General features: G+C 64.0%; 21 protein-coding genes. 8 read left to right on the top strand and 13 right to left on the bottom strand.

Annotated elements, in window-relative coordinates; translation table 11 throughout:
- The first annotated feature begins 26 nt into the window (after positions 1-26).
- Both CSQ95_RS16010 and CSQ95_RS16005 read left to right on the top strand, forming a co-directional pair.
- Positions 27-1,763: a DUF1800 family protein gene (locus tag CSQ95_RS16010; RefSeq protein WP_099410204.1), complete on the top strand. Its 1,737-nt coding sequence runs from the start codon at positions 27-29 to the stop codon at positions 1,761-1,763.
- 10 nt (positions 1,764-1,773) lie between these two features.
- Complete coding sequence (locus tag CSQ95_RS16005) at positions 1,774-3,213, top strand: DUF1501 domain-containing protein (RefSeq protein ID WP_099410203.1); 1,440 nt, start codon at positions 1,774-1,776, stop codon at positions 3,211-3,213.
- Here CSQ95_RS16005 and CSQ95_RS16000 read toward each other — a convergent pair.
- From CSQ95_RS16000 to CSQ95_RS15990, 3 genes are read right to left on the bottom strand one after another with little or no spacing between them, the layout of a single operon-like run.
- Complete coding sequence (locus tag CSQ95_RS16000) at positions 3,210-4,052, bottom strand: intradiol ring-cleavage dioxygenase (protein WP_099410202.1); 843 nt, start codon at positions 4,050-4,052, stop codon at positions 3,210-3,212. The two genes, CSQ95_RS16005 and CSQ95_RS16000, sit on opposite strands and share 4 nt — an antisense overlap.
- Complete coding sequence (locus CSQ95_RS15995; protein ID WP_099410201.1) at positions 4,010-4,204, bottom strand: hypothetical protein; 195 nt, start codon at positions 4,202-4,204, stop codon at positions 4,010-4,012. Before CSQ95_RS15995 ends, CSQ95_RS16000 begins: the two co-directional genes overlap by 43 nt.
- A 30-nt stretch (positions 4,205-4,234) precedes the next feature.
- Complete coding sequence (locus CSQ95_RS15990) at positions 4,235-4,702, bottom strand: Spy/CpxP family protein refolding chaperone (protein WP_099410200.1); 468 nt, start codon at positions 4,700-4,702, stop codon at positions 4,235-4,237.
- 193 nt (positions 4,703-4,895) lie between these two features.
- Here CSQ95_RS15990 and CSQ95_RS15985 point away from each other — a divergent pair, with 193 nt between their 5' ends.
- Both CSQ95_RS15985 and CSQ95_RS15980 read left to right on the top strand, forming a co-directional pair.
- Positions 4,896-5,585: a response regulator transcription factor gene (locus CSQ95_RS15985; RefSeq protein WP_070224464.1), complete on the top strand. Its 690-nt coding sequence runs from the start codon at positions 4,896-4,898 to the stop codon at positions 5,583-5,585.
- Positions 5,586-5,587: 2 nt separating this feature from the next.
- Complete coding sequence (locus CSQ95_RS15980) at positions 5,588-7,075, top strand: cell wall metabolism sensor histidine kinase WalK (RefSeq protein WP_070291599.1); 1,488 nt, start codon at positions 5,588-5,590, stop codon at positions 7,073-7,075.
- A 32-nt stretch (positions 7,076-7,107) separates the two neighbouring features.
- Here the strand turns inward: CSQ95_RS15980 and CSQ95_RS15975 are convergent, their stop codons facing one another.
- On the bottom strand, positions 7,108-7,449 hold the full coding sequence (locus CSQ95_RS15975; protein WP_180279073.1) for a FlxA-like family protein: 342 nt from the start codon (positions 7,447-7,449) through the stop codon (positions 7,108-7,110).
- A gap of 168 nt (positions 7,450-7,617) precedes the next feature.
- Here CSQ95_RS15975 and CSQ95_RS15970 point away from each other — a divergent pair, with 168 nt between their 5' ends.
- Positions 7,618-8,856 (top strand): PrpF domain-containing protein, encoded by a 1,239-nt coding sequence (locus CSQ95_RS15970; RefSeq protein ID WP_257218070.1) that lies wholly within the window; start codon positions 7,618-7,620, stop codon positions 8,854-8,856.
- Positions 8,857-8,886: 30 nt separating this feature from the next.
- On the opposite strand, the gene dcd is transcribed toward CSQ95_RS15970, so the two are convergent.
- The 4 genes from dcd to CSQ95_RS15950 all read right to left on the bottom strand — a co-directional run bounded on the left by dcd (position 8,887) and on the right by CSQ95_RS15950 (position 11,926).
- Positions 8,887-9,456, bottom strand: a complete 570-nt coding sequence (dcd, locus tag CSQ95_RS15965; protein WP_034755486.1) for a dCTP deaminase — start codon at positions 9,454-9,456, stop codon at positions 8,887-8,889.
- A gap of 132 nt (positions 9,457-9,588) precedes the next feature.
- The gene (locus tag CSQ95_RS15960) at positions 9,589-10,389 is read right to left on the bottom strand and encodes an alpha/beta fold hydrolase (protein WP_099410198.1); all 801 of its coding nucleotides are present in this window, start codon (positions 10,387-10,389) and stop codon (positions 9,589-9,591) included.
- A 58-nt stretch (positions 10,390-10,447) separates the two neighbouring features.
- Positions 10,448-11,143 (bottom strand): HAD family phosphatase, encoded by a 696-nt coding sequence (locus CSQ95_RS15955; RefSeq protein WP_099410197.1) that lies wholly within the window; start codon positions 11,141-11,143, stop codon positions 10,448-10,450.
- 21 nt (positions 11,144-11,164) lie between these two features.
- On the bottom strand, positions 11,165-11,926 hold the full coding sequence (locus CSQ95_RS15950; protein WP_034756294.1) for a TSUP family transporter: 762 nt from the start codon (positions 11,924-11,926) through the stop codon (positions 11,165-11,167).
- Between the two features lie 151 nt (positions 11,927-12,077).
- On the opposite strand from CSQ95_RS15950, the gene CSQ95_RS15945 reads away from it, so the two are divergent.
- Positions 12,078-13,001: a LysR family transcriptional regulator gene (locus tag CSQ95_RS15945; RefSeq protein ID WP_099410196.1), complete on the top strand. Its 924-nt coding sequence runs from the start codon at positions 12,078-12,080 to the stop codon at positions 12,999-13,001.
- A gap of 3 nt (positions 13,002-13,004) precedes the next feature.
- Here the strand turns inward: CSQ95_RS15945 and CSQ95_RS15940 are convergent, their stop codons facing one another.
- From CSQ95_RS15940 to CSQ95_RS15930, 3 genes are read right to left on the bottom strand one after another with little or no spacing between them, the layout of a single operon-like run.
- Entirely contained in the window at positions 13,005-13,526 is a 522-nt protein-coding gene (locus CSQ95_RS15940) for a GNAT family N-acetyltransferase (protein ID WP_099410195.1), read from the bottom strand.
- Positions 13,444-14,349 (bottom strand): hypothetical protein, encoded by a 906-nt coding sequence (locus tag CSQ95_RS29160; protein ID WP_143449986.1) that lies wholly within the window; start codon positions 14,347-14,349, stop codon positions 13,444-13,446. The genes CSQ95_RS15940 and CSQ95_RS29160 overlap by 83 nt, the downstream gene beginning before the upstream one ends.
- A gap of 39 nt (positions 14,350-14,388) precedes the next feature.
- Positions 14,389-16,824, bottom strand: coding sequence for a DNA internalization-related competence protein ComEC/Rec2 (locus CSQ95_RS15930; RefSeq protein WP_099410193.1), 2,436 nt, complete (start codon positions 16,822-16,824; stop codon positions 14,389-14,391).
- Positions 16,825-17,018: 194 nt separating this feature from the next.
- Between CSQ95_RS15930 and CSQ95_RS15925 the strand changes: the two genes are divergently transcribed.
- A complete protein-coding gene (locus tag CSQ95_RS15925) occupies positions 17,019-17,852 on the top strand; it encodes a class I SAM-dependent methyltransferase (protein WP_099410192.1) in 834 nt (277 codons plus the stop codon).
- Positions 17,853-17,934: 82 nt separating this feature from the next.
- Here CSQ95_RS15925 and CSQ95_RS29155 read toward each other — a convergent pair whose 3' ends face one another.
- Positions 17,935-18,117, bottom strand: coding sequence for a hypothetical protein (locus CSQ95_RS29155; protein ID WP_139143755.1), 183 nt, complete (start codon positions 18,115-18,117; stop codon positions 17,935-17,937).
- Between the two features lie 106 nt (positions 18,118-18,223).
- Entirely contained in the window at positions 18,224-18,436 is a 213-nt protein-coding gene (locus CSQ95_RS29150) for a hypothetical protein (protein ID WP_139143754.1), read from the bottom strand.
- A 448-nt stretch (positions 18,437-18,884) separates the two neighbouring features.
- Between CSQ95_RS29150 and CSQ95_RS15920 the strand changes: the two genes are divergently transcribed.
- Positions 18,885-20,870 carry a helicase-related protein gene (locus CSQ95_RS15920; RefSeq protein WP_099410191.1) on the top strand — a complete coding sequence of 662 codons (1,986 nt, stop codon included), beginning with the start codon at positions 18,885-18,887 and terminating at the stop codon, positions 20,868-20,870.

Here is a 20,870-nt window from a genome sequence, read left to right as displayed (position 1 = left end):
GAATTGAATTGCCCGAGAGAAACTAAATGACCGAACCTACTTTGCGCCGTTTATTGGCCGTCACATTATTCAGTTTGCTTTCCGCCTGCGGCGGGGGCGGCGACAGCAAGACAAGCTCCACCCAGAACCAGGACGTCCCGGTCGTGCCGCCAGCGACCACGCCTCCGGCCAGCCAGGCGGCCACCACCTTTACGCGCCAGCAAGCATCACGCTTCCTGGGCCGCGCCACGTTCGGTCCCGACATGCCCGCCATCGATGCGCTGGCCGCCAGCGACAGCAATGCCTGGTTCAGGGCCCAGTTTTCCAAGCCGCAAACCTTGCATCGGAAATCTATCGACGCCATGCTGGCGGCGCAGGCGGCCGGCGGGCAAACAGTGGGTTTTACGGCTGTGTATGAATCCTTCTGGCAGCAGGGTATTCGCAGCGAGGATCAATTGCGCCAGCGCATCGCCTTTGCCCTGTCGGAAATCTTTGTCATTTCCATGCAGAATGAGTCCGTGCGACCACAAGTGCGTGGCGTGGCCAGTTATTACGACATGCTGGGCGAGCGTGCTTTTGGCAACTTCCGCGATCTGCTGGAAGGCGTGGCCCTGCATCCGATGATGGGACTGTACCTTTCCCACCTGCGCAACCAGAAGGAATCGGCCACGCGCACGCCCGATGAAAACTTCGCGCGCGAAGTGATGCAGCTGTTTAGCATCGGCCTGTACCAGCTGAATGCGGATGGCAGCCTGAAACTGTCCGGAGGCAAACCCATCGAGACCTACACGCACGACGATGTGGCGGGCCTGGCGAAAGTGTTTACGGGCTGGAGCTGGGCCGGTCCGGACCAGAGCGCCGCGCGCTTCTATGGCGGCACGGCCGATCCCGACCGTGACTGGAAGCCGATGCAGAACTACGCGGCCTTCCATTCCAGCGGCGACAAGCGCTTCCTGGGCCAAAGCATTTCCGGCGCCAGCAGCGGCCAGGCCGACTTGAAACTGGCGCTCGACACCCTGTTCAACCATCCCAATGCGGGACCATTCTTTGGCCGCCAGCTGATCCAGCGCCTGGTCAGCAGCAATCCCAGCCCCGCCTATGTGGGCCGTGTGGCCGCCGCGTTTGCCAACAATGGCAGCGGCGTGCGCGGCGACATGCAAGCCGTCATCCGCGCCGCGCTGCTCGACCCGGAAGCGCTGTCTGCAAGCGGAACCTCCCTGCGCACAGGTAAGCTGCGCGAGCCGCTGCTGCGCCTGGCCGGCTGGATGCGCGCCTTCGATGCCAAGCCAGCCGACGGGCGCTACCGCATCTATTATCTCGACGACCCATTGAGCGGGCTGGGCCAGAGTCCCTTGAATCCCTCCTCCGTATTCAGTTTTTTCCGCCCCGCCTATACGCCGCCCAATTCCGCGCTGGTCAGCGCGGGCCTGGTGGCGCCGGAACTGCAAATCACGGCTGAACCGTCGGTGACGGGCTATCTGAACTTCATGCAGGAAGCCATCAATAGCGGTGTGGGCGAGCGCCGTGAAGTCAAGCCCGATTACACGCGTGAAATGGCACTGGCCGCCGACACGGGCGCGCTGCTCGACCGCATCGACCTGCTCCTGATGCATGGCAGCATGCCCGCCAGGCTGCGTGGGCAAATCCTGACCGCCGTCAATGGCGTCAGCATCCCTGCGGCCACGGCCAGCAATGCCGCGCAAGTTGCCACGGCCCAGGCCAACCGCGTCAAGCTGGCCATTTTCCTGACCATGGCCTCGCCAGCCTACCTGGTACAAAAGTAAGAGCGATCACATGCAAAACTTCCCCTTTTCCCGCCGCCGCTTCCTCGGTTCCATGCTGAGCCTGGCCGGCACCACGGCCGCGCCGTTCGCCCTGAACCTGGCCGCCATGGGCAACGCCGCTGCGCAATCGGCCGGCGACTACAAGGCCATGGTGTGCCTGTTCATGGCAGGCGGCAACGACGCCTTCAACACGGTGCTGGCCACCGATCCCACGTCATGGAATGAATACACGCGCTTGCGCAACACGGGCGCCGCCGATTCCATCCATCTGCCCGGCGTAGGCGAGACGGGCGGCGTCTTGCCCATCGTGCCCGCTACTGCGCAAACGGGCCGCGCCTTTGCCCTGCATCCCCAGCTCGCGCCCCTGAAAGACTTGTTCGACATTGGCCGCGCTGCCGTCGTGGCCAATGTGGGCACCCTGATCCAGCCCGCCACGCTGGCACAGTACAAGGCGGGCAGCGTGGCCTTGCCACCCAGGCTCTTTTCGCACAGCGACCAGCAATCGACGTGGCAATCGGGTTCGCCGGAAGGAGCCAGCACGGGCTGGGGCGGGCGCATCAGCGACGTGGCGGGCGCGGGCAATACGAATGCCATGTTCACGGCCATCTCCGCCGCAGGCAACACGGTTTTCCTCAGCGGACGCCAGGTTCGCCAGTTCCAGGTGGCCCAGTCAGGCGCCGTGCCCATCCGCGGCCTGAGCGGCAGCCTGTACGGCAGCACGGGCGGCGCGGGCGCGCTGCAAGCCATCATCAACGATGCGGGCAGCGACCTGATCGAACAAGAACACGTGGCCGTCGTGCAGCGCGCCATCTCCAGCCAGAGCGTCCTCAGCGGCGCCATGCTGGCGGCCGGTCCCGGCGGCGTGCCGAATCCCCCGCCCTACGTCAATCCGAACACAGGCGCGTCCGGCGTCAATCCGCTGGCCGTGCAATTGCAGACGGTGGCGCGCATCATCGGCGGACGCGGCGCCCTGGGGGTGAAACGGCAAGTATTTTATGTGACCCTGGGCGGCTTCGACACGCATGACCGGCAAAAGGCGCTGCATGCCGACCTGATGGCCCGGCTGGCCCATGCGCTCGCCTACTTCGACACGACCCTGGCGGCCCTGCAGGGCGCGGATCTGCGGCGCCAGGTGACGACCTTTACGGCGTCGGACTTCGGCCGCACCTTCAGCAGCAACGGCGATGGCACGGATCACGGCTGGGGCGCGCACCACTTTGTCGTGGGCGGCGCCGTCAAGGGCCGCGACATCTACGGCTCCTTCCCCGTCACGGGCCTGGGCCATGAGCTGGACGTCGGTTCCGGCGCCCTGCTGCCGACCACCTCCGTCGACCAGTACGGCGCCACGCTGGCCAAGTGGTTCGGCGTGGCCGACAGCCAGCTGGCCGAGGTGTTCCCGAACATCGGCAACTTCAGCCGGCGCGACCTGGGGTTCATGACGACAACTTAACCATTGACGGCGATCACCAGCGTGACGACGTAGCCATCCGTGGCATTGCCCGTCACCGTGGCCATCTGCAGGCTGGTGCCGTCGCTGAAGACATTGTCGCTGGCATAGCTGATCTGCGCCAGGTTGCGCACGCTGGCCGTGTAGCCGCTGGCCGTGTAGGCCTCATTCAACGTTGCCATTGGAAAAGTGAACTGCGAGGTCTTGATGCGGTTCGAGACAGAGGCCGCCTTAGCCAGGCTGGGATAGACCTCGAAATGCACGTGCGGCATGCGCCCCGCATAGCAGCCGGGAAAGATCGTCGTGAAGCTGAGGTTGCCGGCGCTGTCCGTTTCCTGCACGCCGCGCAGGTAATTTTGCGCCGTCACGCCGCTCGAATACAGCGAATACAGGCCGTCGCGGTCGCAATGCCATACATACACGGCGTAACCGGCCAGGCTGGCGCAGCTGCCGCTGGCGTTAAGCAACTGCAGCTTGATGGTGAGCGGCACACCCGCCGCCACACCCGTGGCGCCATTAAAACTGGCGCGGATATCGCTGCGCACGACACCCGACTGGTTCAGCACGTTAATGATGCTGCCGCCATACGTGTTCGTGCCATCGGCAGGATACGGCCCGCCCGTTTCCTCGGGAATCACTGTGCATGCGCCCGTGCTGGGTGTCGTGACCCCAGCGGCGCCGCTGCCTGCCGCCGCGCCGCTGGCGTCCGACCCGCCGCCGCAGCTCATCAGGGGCAAGGTGGCGGCGCCGGCCAGCAGCCAGCGCAGCACCTGTCGCCGCTCGGCCGCCTGTTGCCGCATCATTTCGAGGTCGGATGCCAGACCGTGATCATGTAGTTCCATAGATATTCCATCAAGTGGGGCAAGCCCGCCAAGGCGGGATTCAGGCTGGCGCACAGGTACAGCGCCTGCGTCGCATGGCGCGAGAGCGCCTGCGTCGCATGGCGCGAGAGCGCCTGCAAGCTGCTGCCCGGACGCAAGGCATGGATGCGCATGCTGGCTCTCCCTGCGCTCGCGCCTGCCGCTTACTCGGAGCGCCGGAGGTCGCGCGGACCCTGGCGGCTGTCGTGCCGCTGCTGCACCTGCTGGCGCTGTGCCGCCGTCAGCACGGCCAGCAATTGCTGCTCCAGCCGCGCATGCTGCAAGCTGATCTTCGCCATGGCTTGCGCCGCCGTGTTCGCCAGCGCGCTGGCTTGCGCATCGTCGTAGGCGCTGGAGGCGGCCAGCGCGCGCAGCTGCTCGTGGGCCTTGAAAGCGATCTTTTCCTGTTCCCGCAGCAAGGGCGCCTGGGCGTAGGTGGCGGCAAAAATTTTATCCTGCTGCGCTTCGCTCAGGTCGATGCCATGCAGGAACGGCGGCAAGCCTAGCGCGCCGGGTCCGCCTGGGCCGTGACGGAAGCCGGACGGCGCAGCTTCCTGCTGGGCCAGGGCGAGCAGCGGCATGCTGCAGGCGCACAACAGCAACAGGGATACGGCGATACTCAGGTATTTCATCGGGCGTTCCTTTCGTGGAGATCAGCGCTGATTGTCGGCGTCTGGCGTGTAAAGCAACGTTAGGGCCGCGTAAAAGCGTGTAAAGGAAGCTGCGCAAATGTAAGCGGACGTATGTAAAAGCGGGTAAAAGGGCCCTGAGCCGCGCCTGTTGACTGCTATCATCGGGCGATATTCACCCGAAAAAAGCACAGGCATGAGCAAGGTTTTGTTAATCGATGACGACGTGGAACTGGTCGGCATGTTCCAGGAATACCTGACGCAGGAAGGTTTCGATGCCCGCGCCGTGCATGACGGCGAAAGCGGCGCGGCCGAGGCGCTGACGGGCCTGTACGCCATCGCCATCCTCGACGTCATGATGCCGCGCATGAATGGACTGGAAACCCTGCGCCGCATCCGCGCCGGCAGCAACCTGCCCATCCTGATGCTGACGGCGCGCGGCGACGATACGGACCGTATCGTGGGCCTGGAGCTGGGCGCCGACGATTACGTGACGAAACCGTGCACGCCGCGCGAGCTGACGGCGCGCATCCGCGCCATCCTGCGCCGCGCGCAGGCGGCGCCGCACGACAGCTCGGGTCTGGCGCCGCTCACCGTAGGGCAACTGACGATGTGGCCGGAACAGCGCCGCGTTTCCTGGGCCGGCGCGCACCTGGAGCTGACGAGCACGGAATTCAACTTGCTGGAAGTGCTGGTGCGCCATGCGGGCAAGCCCGTAAGCAAGAATCAATTATCGGAACTGGGTCTGGGCCGTCCCATGGCCCGCTTCGACCGCAATATCGACGTGCACTTGAGCAGCCTGCGCCGCAAACTGGGCAGCCTGGCCGATGGCCGCTCCTGCCTGCAGACCGTGTACCGTCTCGGCTACCAGCTGATCAAGGAGTAAGCGTGGGCCGTCTGTTCTGGAAGTTTTTTCTGTGCATCATGCTGGCGCAAGTGACCGCCACCATCGGCATCGGCGGCACCTTCTGGCTGAAAAACCGGGCGGCCCAGCAGGAGCGGGCCCTCGACATCGACACCAGTCCGCCCGCGCAAATGATCATCGAGGCCGCCAGCGCCACCCTGGAAGCGGGCGGCAGCCAGGCCTTGCGGCAATTCCTGAGCAAGCTCGAGCGCATGCGCGTGTTTGCCGTCGATGCGCGCGGACACGAACTGATGGGCCGCGCGGTGCATCCCGCCATGCTGGCCAAGGCGCGCGCCATGCTGGAGCAAAGCCAGGCCCATCCCGTCGTGCGCACGGTCACCGGCAGCGACGGCCAGCGCTATCTGCTGTTCCTGCCCTCGTCCGAACGCTTCCGCAATGCCGAAGCAGGCGCCGCGCGCGACACGCTCAACGCCGTCGCCATGAGCGGCCCGCGCGCCATGGGAGCCGGTCCACGGCCCCACGAAGCAGGCACTGCGCCGCCACGCGGCGAATTCGGCCGCGGCCCGCCCCCGCGCATGGACACGCCCTACCGCACCTTCATTCCCCTGGGGGCGGCCATTGCCGCCAGCCTGCTGTTTTCTTTCCTGCTGGCCTGGTATTTTGCGCGCCCCATCCGCGACCTGCGGCAAGCGTTCGAGGCCGCCTCGCACGGCAATCTGGCGCCGCGTTTTCACGCCAGCGGCAAGCGCGGCGATGAATTGACGGACCTGGGCCGCGATTTCGACCGCATGACGGGCCGCTTGCGCAGCCTCATGGATAGCCAGACACGTCTGCTGCATGACGTCTCGCACGAGTTGCGCTCGCCGCTGGCGCGCCTGCAGGCCGCCATCGGCCTGGCGCACCAGCAGCCGGAAAAGATGGCCGCCTCGATGCAGCGCATCGAACGCGAAAGCGAACGCATGGATAAACTGATCGGTGAACTGCTGACGCTGTCACGGCTGGAAGCCGGCGCCGGGCAAACGGGAGCCGGGCACATGCACAGCGAAGACGTCAGCATCGCCGACCTCGTGCACGACATCGTGGACGACGCCCGCTATGAGGCCCGGGCACGCCAGTTGAACGTCGAACTGGCGGGCGATGCGGCCATGCCCGACGCCAGCGTCACGGGCCAGCCAGAATTGCTGGCGCGCGCCGTGGAAAACGTGGTGCGCAACGCCGTCAAGCACAGCCCCGATGGCGGCACGGTGGAAGTGGAACTGTCTCGCATGTCCGACTGGCTGCGCATCGCCGTGCTGGACCGGGGCCCCGGCGTGGCTGGCGCGGACCTGGCGCGCATTTTTGAACCGTTCTTCCGCGCCAGTAATACCCAGCACAGCACGGATGGACACGGCCTGGGCCTGGCTATCGCCCGGCACGTCATCAACGCCCATGGCGGCCGCATCGGGGCCAGCTTGCGCAGCGGTGGCGGCTTGTGCGTGGAAATGCTGCTGCCCGTCAAAACGCCAGGCTGAACTGTCGGCAAGCCTGGTGCGTGGATGTGTTGTTACGCCTGCGTATCGATGATGCTGCCCAGCGTGGACGAGGCGGACTTGGCGGGACTGGCCGCCGTGTCAGCACTGCTGGCCGTTTGGGAATCGCCTTGCGCCGCCTTCTGCGCGGCCGCCGCCTGTAGCTGGGCGATTTGCGCCTGCAAGGCCTGAATTTGCTGCGCCAGCTGCTGCTGCAGCTTTTGCGACGCGTCCGTCTGCTCGCCCTTCTGCGACTCCGTCAACTGTTTTTGCGCCGCCGTGATCTGCTTTTGCAACGCCGCGATCTGCGCACTGCTGCCCGCACTGGCGCCACTGGCCGCGCTGACTGCGCTGCCGGAACCGATTGCCGCTACCATACTGCCCCCCTGATTATTCAATACCTTATTATCGGCGCGCAAGGTACTCAATACAGGGCGGCAAATGTAAAGGCGGGTAAAGCCATGTAAAGACGCCGCGCGCACCATCCGATTGCACGCCAGCAAGAAAAACTGGCACACTGGCGCTTCCTGCCTTGACCACGATCCATGATGATGACGCCCCTGCTGCCCGCCCTGCCCGACCTCGTGCCCCGCCAACGCTGCGGCGTGATCGAGTTTCCCGTCCACCACATGCGTGGCGGCACATCGACGGGCCTGGTCTTGCACGGGGCCTGCGTGCCGGCCGAGCAAACGCTGCGCGAGGAATTGCTGCGCCACCTGATGGGCGTGCCCCAGTCCGGCCGGCAGCCGGGCAACCGGCAAATCACGGGCATGGGTCGGGGCGCGCCCACCAGCAATAAAGTCTTCCTCGCCGAGGTGGAACAGCATGCGGGCCAGCCGCGCCTGGTCAGCACCCTGGCCCAGCTGGCTGGCGAACACGGCGATATCGACTGGAGCGTGAACTGCGGCAATATGTCGTCCGCCCTGCAACTGTGGGGACTGGACAGCGGCGTGATCGAGGCGCTGGCCATCGGCGCGCACGATATCGATATCCGCAACACCAACACGGGCGTCATCACCACCTCGCGCATGGCGCGCGAACGCGACGGCAGCTTTACGGCCGCCAGCATTCCTGGCGTGACCGGCAACTTCCCCCGCGTGGACCTGTTCCTGCGGCAGCCGGCAGGCGCCAAGACGGGCAAGTTATTACCAACAGGCAATGCGCAGGATGTGGTGCACGGTTATGCGGTCTCGTGCGTGGATGTGGCCGTGCCCATGGTCATCGCGCCAGCGAGCCAGTTCGGCAAGACGGCGCACGAGTCCATCGCGGAACTGGAAGCGGACACGGCGTTCATGCAGGCGATCCGCCAGGTGTGGAGCGCGGCGAGACTGCTGATGGGCTTGCGCAAGCGCGATGGCGGGTTGATGACGTTGGCGGAATTGGAACGCAGCGAAACCATCCCCAAGTTCTGCATCGTGGGGCCGGCGGCGGGAGAGGGAAATATTGCGGTGCGTTACTTTACGCCGCAATCGGGCCACGCCTCGCTGGCCGTCTCGGGGGGCTGCTGCCTGGCGGCCGCCTGCCTGATACCGGGCACGGTGGCGCATGCGCTGGCGCGCGGCGTGCCGCCAGTCAAGCAAGCGGAAACAGAGATGGAACTGGGCATAGCCAACCCGGCCGGCATCCTGGACACCACCATCGTGACGCGCCAGGACGGGGCAACGGGCAACATCACCATCGACGGCGCGGCCTACCGGCGCAGCGCGCAAATCTTGCTGCGCGGCCATGTTCCCCTGTACCAGCCGTCAACGGCGCTGAAGGCGTGGCTGCTGAAACAGATTTAAAGCAGGACTGGGCCCCGCCCGTTCAAGCAATCAGGTTTTCGGCAGGGTCACGCCCACCTGGCCCTGGTATTTGCCGCCGCGGTCCTTGTACGAGGTTTCGCACACTTCGTCGGATTCGAAGAACAGCACTTGCGCCACGCCTTCGTTGGCGTAGATTTTCGCCGGCAACGGTGTCGTATTCGAAAACTCCAGGGTCACATAGCCTTCCCATTCCGGTTCGAACGGGGTGACGTTAACGATGATGCCGCAGCGCGCATACGTGCTCTTGCCCAGGCAAATCGTCAAGACGTTGCGGGGAATGCGGAAATATTCCACGGTACGGGCCAGCGCGAACGAATTCGGCGGGATGATGCAATAGCCCTTGCCCGACACGTCGACGAAGTTATTCGCGTCAAAATCCTTGGGGTCGACGATGGTGGTGTTGATGTTGGTAAACAACTTGAACTCGTCGGCGCAACGGATGTCATAGCCATAGCTGGAGGTGCCGTAGGAAACGATGCGGTTGCCGTCGCGTTCCTTGACCTGGCCCGGTTCGAACGGCTCGATCATGCCCGTTGTTTCCGCCATGCGGCGTATCCATTTATCGCTTTTAATCGTCATCGCAGGGGTATCTTTCTAGAATATCGAATGGCTGGGGCGGCGCGCCTGGTGCAGGCGCGGCCCGAATGGCAGGATTTTACGCGAAAATCCGCCGCTGTTGGCCCCCATCCCCTGAAAATCCTTGGTGGAAGGCTATTGTTTCGCCAGCAATGCCGTGATCATCTCGCGCACCACTTGCGCCGTCAGTTCAGGGTTTTCCATGGGAAACAGATGCCCGCCCGGCACCTGGCGGAAAAACTTGCCGACCAACTTGCGCGTGGCCGTCAGCCCCGCCTGGCGGCATTCCACCGATTCCGTGCCGCCGATAAAGCCGATGGGCACGGGCAAACCATCCTTGACGAGGCCGCCGATATGGTGCGGCAAGCTGCGGTAGACCTGCGTTTCCACTTCGCGCGTAAACCGCAGCTGCACCCCGTCCGGATGGGGAACCAGGCCGCTGTCGATGTAATCGCGCAAGACTTGCGGCGCCCAGATGGCGAACATGTCCTTGGCCGCGAAGTGTTCATACGCGGCTTGCGCGTCGGGCCACAGCTTGCGCCGCCGGGCGGAAAAACGGGCGGGAGAGTAACGCTCGCCCAGCGCCGTGTTGCGCGCCAGGCGCACCAGCAAGGCGCGCCAGCCCGCCACCACGGGCGAATCGAGCAAGACCACGCAACGCACCAGGTCGGGCCGCTGCTTGGCCACCATCACGCTGAGCATGCCTCCCAGCGAATGGCCGACGAGGATCACGGGCGCGCTGTAGCGGCGTTCCAGGTCGTCGATGTACTCGCGCACCAGCTCGGGCCAGCCCGTGCTGACGGGATAATCCGGGTCGTGCGCATGCATGTCGAGCGCCTGCACGGTGTAGTGCTGGCCCAGCAAGCCGAACAGCTTGCGGTAGGTGCCGGCAGGGTAACTGTTGGCGTGGGCAAAGTGCAGTTGCGGGAGGGTCATCGTGGGACGGTGCCGGTGAATGCGATAGGCAATTGTAATGGCATGCCGGCAAGACGGATCAGAGGAAGGCCTCTAATTGCCCTTGTACCGCCGCCATGCCGGGCACGAACGAAGCCAGCACTTCGCCCAGCTCGGCGTTGGAATCGACCACGCAAAAAGCCTCGTCAAACGCGTGGTGACGGTTCATGGGATTGCGCACGACGATGCATTCCAGCCCGGCCGCCCTGGCGGCGCGCAAGCCGCGCGGCGAGTCTTCCACGGCCACGCAGTCGGCGGCGGCCAGGCCCAGGCGCTGCAAGCCCAGCTGGTAGCCGTCGGGCGCCGGCTTGCTTTCCCCATACATTTCGCGCGTCAGCACGAAGTCGAAGTGGCTCAGCAAGCCCGTGGCCGCATGGCTGATGCGGAAGTGTTGCTCATAGGCGCTGGTGACCACGCCCATGGCCACATGCGGGCGCAGCGCCGCCAGCACTTGCCCGATGCCGGGGATGGCCAGCTGGCGCGCCTGGCGCAGGCGTTGCGCAAACAGCTCGGTGCGCTCGGCGCGCAGGCGCTCGACCAGCTCGATGGCATGGCCCTGCCCCAGCAGCAGATGCCAGGCGCCGTAATTATTGTCCAGGAACCAGTCAAAGAATTGCTTCGGCGTCAAGTCTATGCCGTAGGGCAAGAGCAAGTCGCGGTTGCTTTCGTAAAACAGCTGCTCGGTATCGACCAGCACGCCATCGTTGTCCCACAGCACGCCCCGGATGGTTTTCATGGCTTGTTGTCGTTCAAAAACTTACTTGAAGAAGATGTCGTAGGACAACTTCACGATCAGCAGCACCAGCAGCACGAGGAAGAGGATGCGCACGAAGGCGGCGCCGCGGCGCACGGCGATCCAGGTGCCCGTCAGGGCGCCCAGGATATTGCACACGGCCATGGGCGCCGCCACCGCATACACCACGTGGCCGGCGGGAATGAAGAAGGCCAGCGCGGCCACGTTGGTGGCGATATTCACCAGTTTCGAGCAGGCCGAGGCGAGGATGAAATCGAAGCCGAAGACGCGGATGAACAGGAAAATCAGGAAACTGCCCGTGCCCGGCCCGAACAGGCCGTCATAAAAGCCGATGGCGCCGCCGATGACGATGGCGAGGATGCGCTCGCGCGGGCCGATGGGGCGCGCTTCGCGCGTCGTGCCGAAATCCTTCTTGATGAAGGTGTAGATCGCCATGATGATGATCAACACCAGCACCATGGGGCGCACCACTTGCTGCGGCACGTAGGACACGGCGGCCGCGCCGATGAAGGACATGACGAAGGCGCTGGCCACGGCGGGCAGCACCAGCAGCCACGGGATGTGCACCTTGCCGACAAACGAGCGGGCGGCAAACGTGGTGCCGCAGGCGGACGCCAGTTTATTCGTGCCCAGCAAGGAGGTCGACGCCATGTTCGGCATCAGGTTGAACAGGGCCGGCAGCTGTATCAGCCCGCCCCCGCCCACGGCGGCATCGATCAGGCCGGCAAAGAAGGCAAATAAACACAGCAGCGAGATGGTCAGCATGATAGGCAATATGGAATGGGTGACAGCGGCAGTATAGGCGTCAGACACTTTTTCCGATGCAACTTCAAATTGCGGAAAACGCAATCAGGCGTAACGCTTGACGGAATGCGCCCCATGCGGTCTACTGGCCTCTTTTGCCGGGAGTGACGCGATGTCGATGAAACTGATGTGGGAGATCCGCGCCTTTTGCACCGTGGTGGAAAAGCGCAGCTTCATCCACGCGGCGCGCATGCTGGGACGCTCGCCGTCGGCCGTCACGCGCGCCATCCAGTTCCTCGAAGAAGCCATCGGCGCCGAGCTGATCCTGCGCACGCAAAAGCAGTTCACCCTGACGACGGCCGGCGAAACCTATTACGCGTCGGCCAAGCACTTGCTGGAAACGCAGGCCGAGGCGGAAGACCAGCTGGCAGAGCTGAGCAACTCGCCGCAAGGCTGGGTGCGCCTCTCCGCGCCGGAAATTTTGTCGCTGGGCTTCCTGCCGAAAGTGGTGGCGCAATTTTCGCGCGACTATCCGAACGTGTCCGTGGACATCCATTTCTCGGACAAATCGATCGACCCCATCCAGGAAAAGCTCGACTTTGCCATCCGCGGCGCCTTCCCCCAGTCGAGCGAGCTGATCGGTTATCCCCTGTGGAACTACCGCCGCTACATGTACGCCTCGCCCGACTATATCGCCCGCATGGGCGCGCCCGACGAACCGGAAGAGCTGGCCGACCACGACATCATCATGCACTCGGCTCCCCGCATCCTGCGCGACTGGCATTTCGTTTCCACCGAGCGCAACGTGCGCTACCAGGTGCAGCCCCGCTTCCGCTTCACTTCCGGCATCGCCACCTTTCAGGCGGCCCTGGAAGGCGCCGGCATCGTGCGCCTGGCCAGCTGGCTGGCGGAACCGGCCGTGGCGGCAGGCACCCTGCGCCGGGTCTGCACGGCATACCGGCTGACCTCGTCGAAGGAGCTGGACCCGAGCATCCATGCCGTGTATGGCACGTCGAGGATGGCCAAGGGGGCCCGGCTGTTTCTGGAATATGTGCGGCAGCGAGGGCTGGAAATACCCGATGAACGGGCAAGTTAGCATCTATTTCGCGGCGATGACGTCGCTATACACGGCGAACTGCGCGCCGTCGAAAACAAAGGCGGCCACCTCGCGCATGCCCAGTCGTTCATGCGCACGCAGCGAGCCGATATTGTCGCGCCGGATGAACAGCACCGCCTCCGCCCCCCCATGCCGCGCCCGCATGGCAGAGTACAGCAGCGCCAGCAAGCCCTGCCCACGCTCCGAGTCCGCGATGCAGACGGGGCCATACACGTAGGCCTTGTCACTTCCCCGATACGCGGCCAGCATGGCCAGCACCACGGGCGCCTGCGCGGTGGCAGCTGCATCGCTGAACAACACGCCAACGACAGGCCCGTCCGCTGCGCGCCGCGCCACAATGACGGGCGATTCGCCATCCGCCATGCTGGCCACCTTGTCGCGCGAAAACTCGCCCGTCAGGCTGCCGCCCTGCGATGGGGAATTAGCTTGCAACAAGGTCGTGATGGCGTCGATGTCGGCGGCCTGGGCCAGGCTGATCAGATAATGGCTGCTTAAATGTAACAATCAACGCTCCTCGATTGGGTTCTTCCGTTGAGATGCTGCTGAAGCGAATATGAAAACAGCTAGTGTGCAACTGCACAGTCCGCCACCTTGCTGGCCTTGGCGGCATCGGCCACCTGTACGGCGCTGCGCTTGACATCTCCCCACAGGTAAAAGATGAGAAAAATTCCCACCAGTGGAAAAATAAAGTGCAGGACCTCGTACTTTTTTTGCAGTGCAGGACACTCTTCGCCAGCGCAGCTCTTCTTTCGCCATAGCCCACCACGCCGTAGCGACATAAATAAATAACTGCGTTCATCGTCACTGCGAGTATCCACACTATCGAAATAATAAGGAGGCTGAATAACCATTGTCCGATATTCGGCAGAAAACTCGTCGTCAGCACGTCCGAAAAGACGAGCGACAATAACATCCCGGTGCTAATTGACACTGTATGCGAGATGCCATGTATGACAGGCACCAGCACTTTCTGCCTGAAAAAATGCCCCCACTCGGCAGTCAACAACATGGTGCATGCCACCAGAAAAAGGACAAGATTGAACAAGGGCGCTGGAATATCCTGGTCATGCACAATGAATTTGCGCTGTAGCGATTTGGCCATGTCATTGACAGGCTGATCACTCGTAAATTGCAATCCAAACAAGATCAAGCCAGTAAACAAGCCGCTCGCGATACCAATACCCGTATGCTGTGTCGCCTGCGCCAACGCTGGCGAAATCCCCTCCACATAACGTAACCCTTGATCCCACCGAATCGAACGCAAGCGCCGGTAAGCAACGTCGGCCTTCGCCAGCAAGCGCTCGAAGGGATTGCATTCATCGCACATAATGGGTCTCCTGTCCGGCATCCGATGAGGCGCACTGCCTTATCGCCCATGCCAATACCGTGGCCGGCTGGCCCGGTACAACGTCGCGTCGATATCGTCGCCAAATTCCAGCACCACCGCCCCCGTCACATCCGTGCGCAGCCGCGCAATGCCCATGTCGCCATAGCGCGCATACACTTGCGGCTTCGGATGTTTATAGCGGTTCCGGTGCCCGACCTGGAAAATCGCCAGGGCCGGATGGACGGCGTTCAGAAAGGCCGGTGTCGACGAGGTGCCGCTGCCGTGGTGCGGCGCCAGCAGCACGTCGGCCGCCAGCGCGCCAGTTGCCGAGCGCGCCAGCAACTGTGCTTCCTGCGCCGCCTCGATGTCGCCAGCCAGCAAGATTGCATGCTTGCCGGCCGTGATCTTCACGGTGCAGCTGCGGGCGTTTGGTTTCAGGGAAATGTCCGTGTGGCTGGCGGGCAACGGGTGCAGCATGGCAAAGTGCACGCCTTCCCAGGTCCAGCTCTGGCCGGCCACGCAGTGCAGATACGGACGCCCGGCTTGCCGCCGGGCCTCGACGGCCGGATGGCCATCGAACAGCGACGAGGCCAGCCAGCCCACGTCTATGTTTTCCAGCAGGGAAATGGCGCCGCCCGCGTGATCGAGGTCGCTGTGGGAAATGATCACGCCGTCCAGCCTGGCTATGCCGCGCGCGCGCAAATAGGGCACGATGACGCGGCTGGCGCCGTCGGCATCGAGACTGTAGGCGGGGCCCGTGTCGTACAGCAGTCGGTGATCGTGGGTTTCCACCAGTACGGCCATGCCTTGTCCCACATCAAAGGCCGTGATCCACATCTGGCCCGGCGGCGGACTCGATGGCAAGGCCGTTAGCAGGGGCAGCCAGCCCAGCATGCCGGCCCAGCGGTGCGGCCATCCGCGTGGCGCCAACAGCCAGGCCGTGCCGAACAGTGCCCAGCAAAAACTCCACATTGGGGGCGCGGGCGCCGTCCAGACGGCGAAGCGGCGCGCGCCCAGCCAGTCCAGCACCTGCGCCAGCATCTGCACGATGGCGTGCGCCAGCAGCAACAACCCGTCGCACAAAGGCGCCGGCAGCAGGCTGCCCGCCAGGGACAGGGGCGTGACGATCAGGCTGATGACGGGTATGGCCAGCGCGTTGGCCACAGGGCTGACCAGCGACACTTGCGAAAACAGCAGCATCGTCAACGGCACCAGCCCCACCGTCACCACGTATTGCGTATGCGCACCGAGCGCCACGGCCGCGCGCAGGCGGCGCCAGCGGCTGGCGTTCTGCGGCAAAGGCGCCGTGGTGCGGCCTGCCGTCGCGTACAGCATGGTGGCAACGGCGCCGAACGACAGCCAGAAACCGGGCCACAGCACGGCCCAGGGATCGAGCAGCACGACCACGCCCAGCGCCAGACACAGGATATGGACGATGCTGGTGATGCGCCCCAGCCACAGGGCCAGCGCCACCACCAGCAACATATATAAAGTGCGCTGTGCGGGCACGCCGAAGCCGGCCAGCAGCACATACACCAATGCCGCCAGCGCGCCAACCAGCGCCGCCACCTTTTGCGCCGGCAGCAGCAAGGGCAGCTGCCGGTCCGTGAAAAACGAGCGCCGCCACAGCGCGCCCGCACCAAGGGCGAACAGTCCCGCGATCATCGTGATGTGCAGGCCGGAAATCGAGATCAAATGACTGACGCCCGTGCGGTTGAACACCTGCCAGTCCGACTGGGGAATGGCGCGCTGGTCGCCCACCACCAGCGCCACGATCACGCCCGCATACTGTTTTCCGTCAAGGCTGCGCAGTATGCGCGCACGCAAGGCCGCGCGGCTGGCCTCTACCACGTTGCCGAAACCGGGCACGAAGGCGGCCAGGCGCACGTTCGGCGTATCCGCGCGCGGCTGCGGCCGCACGTAGCCGGTGGCGCGCACGCCCTGCTCCAGCAGCCACGCCTCGTAATCGAAACCCATGGGATTCGCGTTGCCGTGCGGACGCTGCAGGCGCACCGTCAGCCGCCAGCGTTCGCCCGGCTGCACGTCGCCCACTTCGTTCGTCACCTCATCGCGAAAGCCCGCGTACCAGGAAAGGGCAATCAGGGGCGGCACCTTTGTCCCCACAGTTTTTTCCACGGAAAAATTGAAGCGCACACCCTGTTCGAAGCGGTACGGCAAGCTGGCCACCGTGCCTGTCACGACGATGTCCTGCCCCTCGTCGGCCAGCGCCAGCTGCGGCGCCATGGCGGACTGGGCCAGCCAGGCGGCCCAATAAAAGCCCAGCCCCACGCCGGCCGAGAGCGCAATAGCGGAACGCCAACCGGAACGCCAGCGCGCGTGTCGGCATAACAGCCACGCCATCAGCTGCGCCGCGCCAGCGATCACCGACAGCAGCGCGCCAGCGTGCGGCGGCAAGCTTGCCTGCGTCTGCAACCAGGCGGCGCCAGCGGCAAAGCCGAGTATCAGGGTGCGCATGGGAAGGCAAATCCGCTCGCTGCGAAAGGGGCTCAGTTACTGTGATCGCTTTCCACGCCTTGCCGTCTGATCTGGCGCAAAGGTGCAGTAGATAAGATCGTTCAGGCACGCCATACGCCACCACCGTAGCCGATACTTTCGCCATGCTAAGATGGCCATCCGGCGCCCAGGCGCCACGACTTGGCGGACCTTGCATGACCCCACTGACAGCGGCAGAAAGCTATTTGCAAGACTTCCATCAAAGGCAAGTTGGCGTGACCAGCGCCGCGTTTGCCCACCTGCCCGCCCACTCCTCAACGGCTACCTGGGCCTCGTCCTATGCCGTGTTAAGCGACCTCGTGCCGGTCGGCAATAACCCCTTGACGGTGCTCGACCTGGCTTGCGGCGACGGTTATCTGCTGGGCTTGCTGGCAGCCAGGCAACAATCTCAATTGCAACTGCTCGGCATCGACATGAGCGGGGCCGAACTGGCCGCCGCGCGCGCCGCCCTCCCCGCCTCCGTGCGGCTGCGGCAGGAACGCGCCCAGGCGCTGGACCTGCCGTCGGCCAGCGTCGATTATCTTGTCTCGCACATGGCGCTGATGTTGATGGACGACATTGAGCAAGTCGTGCGGGAAATGCGCCGCGTGCTGCGCCCCGGCGGCCAGTTCGCGGCCATCGTCGGCCGGACTTTCTTGCTGGGCGAAGTGAACGAGGTTTTCATGCGCGTCTTCAAACCGATTGCCAGCACCGAACTGCCGCCGCTGCGCTTCGGCGACCGGCGCGCGGGATCGGAAGCGGGCTGGCGCGCGCTGCTCAATGCCGGTTTTGCGGACGTTGCATTCGACGACATCGACGTGCCCTGGTCTCCCACGCCGGGCGAACTGTGGACCGCCCTGCTTGACACGTATGACATCGACCGCCTGGACGATGACGCCAGGCAGCGTTTGCGCGGCGCGTTCCTGGAGGCCGCAGCGCCGCTGCAAGCCGGCGACGGATTGATCGCCACCGGCTGGGGGCTACGCGCCGTGCGCGCACGGGCAGCCTGAACTGCCATCGGCGCCATGGCTTGCTGGCGTCAGCAGCAACAGGCTACGATAGTGGCAGCCGCAGCGCGCAGTATTCCTCCCGTCAATTGCAGGATTGCAGGCAGGCGGACCGCTCGGCACCACACTCGGCTTGAGAGGTACCGGCGGCGATGCAAGCCCGCCATTCGGCAGCGCAGGCGCTATAGCAATTGGCAAAGGCTGGCGTCGCAGTCACCGCCAAACCGAGACCTGATGCAAAAAGAAATGCAGCGAGCTTTTTATTCATGGAGTTCTCCCAAAGTCGGATGGCTGATGAATCCCCGCGCGCGCCATCCTCTGGCGCAGGGCCACATACACAGGTATGTCGGGTGTCATCGCGCGCTGGCCGTACGTCAGCGCGAAATGGAAAATCCTGCGGCCGCCAGCAAATCCTGGAGCACCGCCAAATCAAAGCCGTGCATATCAACGGCACGCCCCAGCCGATAGCCAGACCGGCATCCAGAATAATGCCGTACGTCGCCGTCAATTTCAGATATTTTGAAAAAATACCAAAATACCCTTGCAAAATCTGAAGCCATGATCAGCTCGCCATTATTAATTGTCAAGACAATTCAATTCATTTCACGCCATCGGCCAATTCCTTGCGCAATGAAAAATACAGACACGATACGAATATCATCACCGTGACTATCGATAAAAACATACTCTTTGTTATCATCGGCGCCACGGCAATTGAAATTTTAATGTTAAATTCAAAAAACCAACAAAGTTAATAAAAATACATTCATGAAAATTCCAGCCGAATAAAAATGTCGCAGGGAAAAACAGATAAGCGCAAAGCACCGGATATCGGATTCCCATTCCGCGTTCAAGCAAGATGATTGGCAAGCAGGCGGCAGCGCCGCCCTCCATGGTTGCCAGTTGCTTATCCGCCTCAGGGAATCATCGCTTTACAGATCAGCGCTCGTGCGGCGGCCGCACCGTGCTCCGGGGAAAAATCTTGCCCTGCGCACGGTATAATCGGCCTCGCTTACTTCAACACCCAGGCACGACATGACTTCCTCCGCACTTCCTCCCGATACTTCCACCGACCTTTCCGACAGCAGCGAAGACAATAACGACGCCACCCTGGTCGCGGAACTGGGGGAGCTGGCCGAGCATATCCGCCTGGTCAAGATGGAAGGCCGCGTCTTCGTGCGCTTTTCCGGCGTGGTCAAGGCAGGCCACCTGGTGGTGCCGTATGCGCTGGTGCCAAGCCAGGGCGTGCTGGCGCGGCCGGCCAAATGGCGCAAGATGGACCGCGAGACCAAGCTGGCCCTGGTGCGCGAACGGGCCAGCGCGGCCGTCTTCGAGGAACTGCGCCAGCATGTGATGGATTTCGTCGCCGATATCGCGGGCCTGAGCGAGGATGTAGACACGGACCCGATGGTCTTCCTGCACACGCTGGCCGACATGCAGACGTCCGAGCCGGCCGGCATGGTCTTCGACCGCATCCGCCAGCGCTTCAACCACGCCATCGAGCGCCAGCAGGAAGAGCAGCACGCGGCACGCACTCGCCAGAGCATCAACCTGGCCGAGTATCCCGCCTCGTTCGAGATGGCGCGACGCCTGCCGCGCCGCTTCATCGCCCTGCTCGGCCCCACGAATTCCGGCAAGACGCACCGCGCCATGGAAGCGCTGGCCAAGGCAAAGAGCGGCATCTACCTGGCGCCATTGCGCCTGCTGGCCCTGGAAAATTACGAGCGCCTGCAGGAAGCCGCGCCGCACGGCAAACCGCTGGCCGTGAGCCTGATCACGGGCGAGGAGCGCAGGGTCGTCGACGGCGCCACGCACGTGGCCAGCACGGTGGAAATGCTGGACACGAAAACCGTCGTCGAAGTGGCCGTCATCGATGAGATCCAGATGCTGGCCGACCCGGACCGGGGCGCCGCGTGGACGGCGGCCGTCTGCGGCGCGCCCGCCCACACCGTCTACTTGGTGGGGGCGCCGGAAGCGCGGCGCGCCATCGAGGCGCTGGCCGAACGCCTGGACTGCCCGCTGGAAGTACATGTATTGAAACGCATGGCGCCTCTGTCGATGGAGCCGACGGCCGTGCGCAAGGTGCGCAACCTGCGCCGCGGCGACGCCGTCATCGCCTTTTCGCGCCGCGAAGTGCTGATGTGGCGCGACATGATCACGGAAACGGGATTGGCCGTGGCCACCGTCTACGGCAACCTGTCGCCCGAGGTGCGGCGCGCGCAGGCGCAGCGCTTCCGCGACGGCACGGCCGACATCGTCGTCGGCACGGATGCGCTGGCGATGGGCCTGAACATGCCGATCGCGCGCATCGTCATGACCACCTGCGTCAAATACAATGGCCGTGAAGAGGAAGAGATTTCGGCCGCGCTGGCGCGCCAGATCGCCGGACGCGCGGGCCGCTACGGCGTGCATGAAGAGGGCCTCGTGGCCGGCTACGACAACGAGACGCATGAAGTGATGCGCGCCCTGCTGAAGGAAAAGCTGCACCCGCTGAACACCAGCGGCTTTGCCGTGGCGCCCTCGCTGGAACACCTGCACCGGATTTCGTCGGTGACGGGCGAGCTGTCGCTCAGTAAACTGCTGCGCCGCTTCATCCACAATATCGACGTGCCGGACGGCTTCTTCTTCCCGCGCATCACGGAAGACCAGAAGGAGCGCGCCGTCTGGCTCGACACCCTGCCCCTGTCCGTGGCCGACAAATTTACCTTGTCGCTGGTGCCGATCTCGAGCAAGGTGCCCTCGCTGCAGACGGCGTGGGAGCACTGGGCGAAGAATCTGTCGCAGGGAAAAACGAGCACCTTGCGCCAGCACGCGTACGGCGGCGGCACGCAGAATCTGCAGCAGGTGGAAGACACTTGCCGCTACTATTCCGCGTATGCCTGGCTCAGCTACCGCCTGCCCGAATTCTTCCCCGATATCGCGGTCGCGCAAAACCTGTCGCGCGATGCCTCGGAACGGGTCGACTCCATCCTGCGCGCGCACAATGCGGCCTCGCGCGGACGCTCGAAGAAGTTCAAATAA

The sequence above is a fragment of the Janthinobacterium sp. BJB304 genome (assembly GCF_002735765.1).
Lineage (GTDB): Bacteria > Pseudomonadota > Gammaproteobacteria > Burkholderiales > Burkholderiaceae_D > Janthinobacterium.
This window is presented reverse-complemented; position numbering and strand designations above follow the sequence as displayed.

Bases quoted from the DNA above. Each gene is read 5' to 3' on its own strand.
- CSQ95_RS15960 (WP_099410198.1), bottom strand. From the start codon at position 10,389: ATGACCCTCCCGCAACTGCACTTTGCCCACGCCAACAGTTACCCTGCC.
- CSQ95_RS29160 (WP_143449986.1), bottom strand. From the start codon at position 14,349: ATGTGCGATGAATGCAATCCCTTCGAGCGCTTGCTGGCGAAGGCCGAC.
- CSQ95_RS15920 (WP_099410191.1), top strand. From the start codon at position 18,885: ATGACTTCCTCCGCACTTCCTCCCGATACTTCCACCGACCTTTCCGAC.
- CSQ95_RS15985 (WP_070224464.1), top strand. From the start codon at position 4,896: ATGAGCAAGGTTTTGTTAATCGATGACGACGTGGAACTGGTCGGCATG.
- CSQ95_RS15995 (WP_099410201.1), bottom strand. From the start codon at position 4,204: ATGCGCATCCATGCCTTGCGTCCGGGCAGCAGCTTGCAGGCGCTCTCG.
- CSQ95_RS15925 (WP_099410192.1), top strand. From the start codon at position 17,019: ATGACCCCACTGACAGCGGCAGAAAGCTATTTGCAAGACTTCCATCAA.
- CSQ95_RS15945 (WP_099410196.1), top strand. From the start codon at position 12,078: ATGTCGATGAAACTGATGTGGGAGATCCGCGCCTTTTGCACCGTGGTG.
- CSQ95_RS29155 (WP_139143755.1), bottom strand. From the start codon at position 18,117: ATGAATAAAAAGCTCGCTGCATTTCTTTTTGCATCAGGTCTCGGTTTG.
- CSQ95_RS15950 (WP_034756294.1), bottom strand. From the start codon at position 11,926: ATGCTGACCATCTCGCTGCTGTGTTTATTTGCCTTCTTTGCCGGCCTG.
- CSQ95_RS15970 (WP_257218070.1), top strand. From the start codon at position 7,618: ATGATGATGACGCCCCTGCTGCCCGCCCTGCCCGACCTCGTGCCCCGC.
- CSQ95_RS15975 (WP_180279073.1), bottom strand. From the start codon at position 7,449: ATGGTAGCGGCAATCGGTTCCGGCAGCGCAGTCAGCGCGGCCAGTGGC.
- dcd (WP_034755486.1), bottom strand. From the start codon at position 9,456: ATGACGATTAAAAGCGATAAATGGATACGCCGCATGGCGGAAACAACG.
- CSQ95_RS15930 (WP_099410193.1), bottom strand. From the start codon at position 16,824: ATGCGCACCCTGATACTCGGCTTTGCCGCTGGCGCCGCCTGGTTGCAG.
- CSQ95_RS15955 (WP_099410197.1), bottom strand. From the start codon at position 11,143: ATGAAAACCATCCGGGGCGTGCTGTGGGACAACGATGGCGTGCTGGTC.
- CSQ95_RS16000 (WP_099410202.1), bottom strand. From the start codon at position 4,052: ATGGAACTACATGATCACGGTCTGGCATCCGACCTCGAAATGATGCGG.
- CSQ95_RS16010 (WP_099410204.1), top strand. From the start codon at position 27: ATGACCGAACCTACTTTGCGCCGTTTATTGGCCGTCACATTATTCAGT.
- CSQ95_RS16005 (WP_099410203.1), top strand. From the start codon at position 1,774: ATGCAAAACTTCCCCTTTTCCCGCCGCCGCTTCCTCGGTTCCATGCTG.
- CSQ95_RS15990 (WP_099410200.1), bottom strand. From the start codon at position 4,702: ATGAAATACCTGAGTATCGCCGTATCCCTGTTGCTGTTGTGCGCCTGC.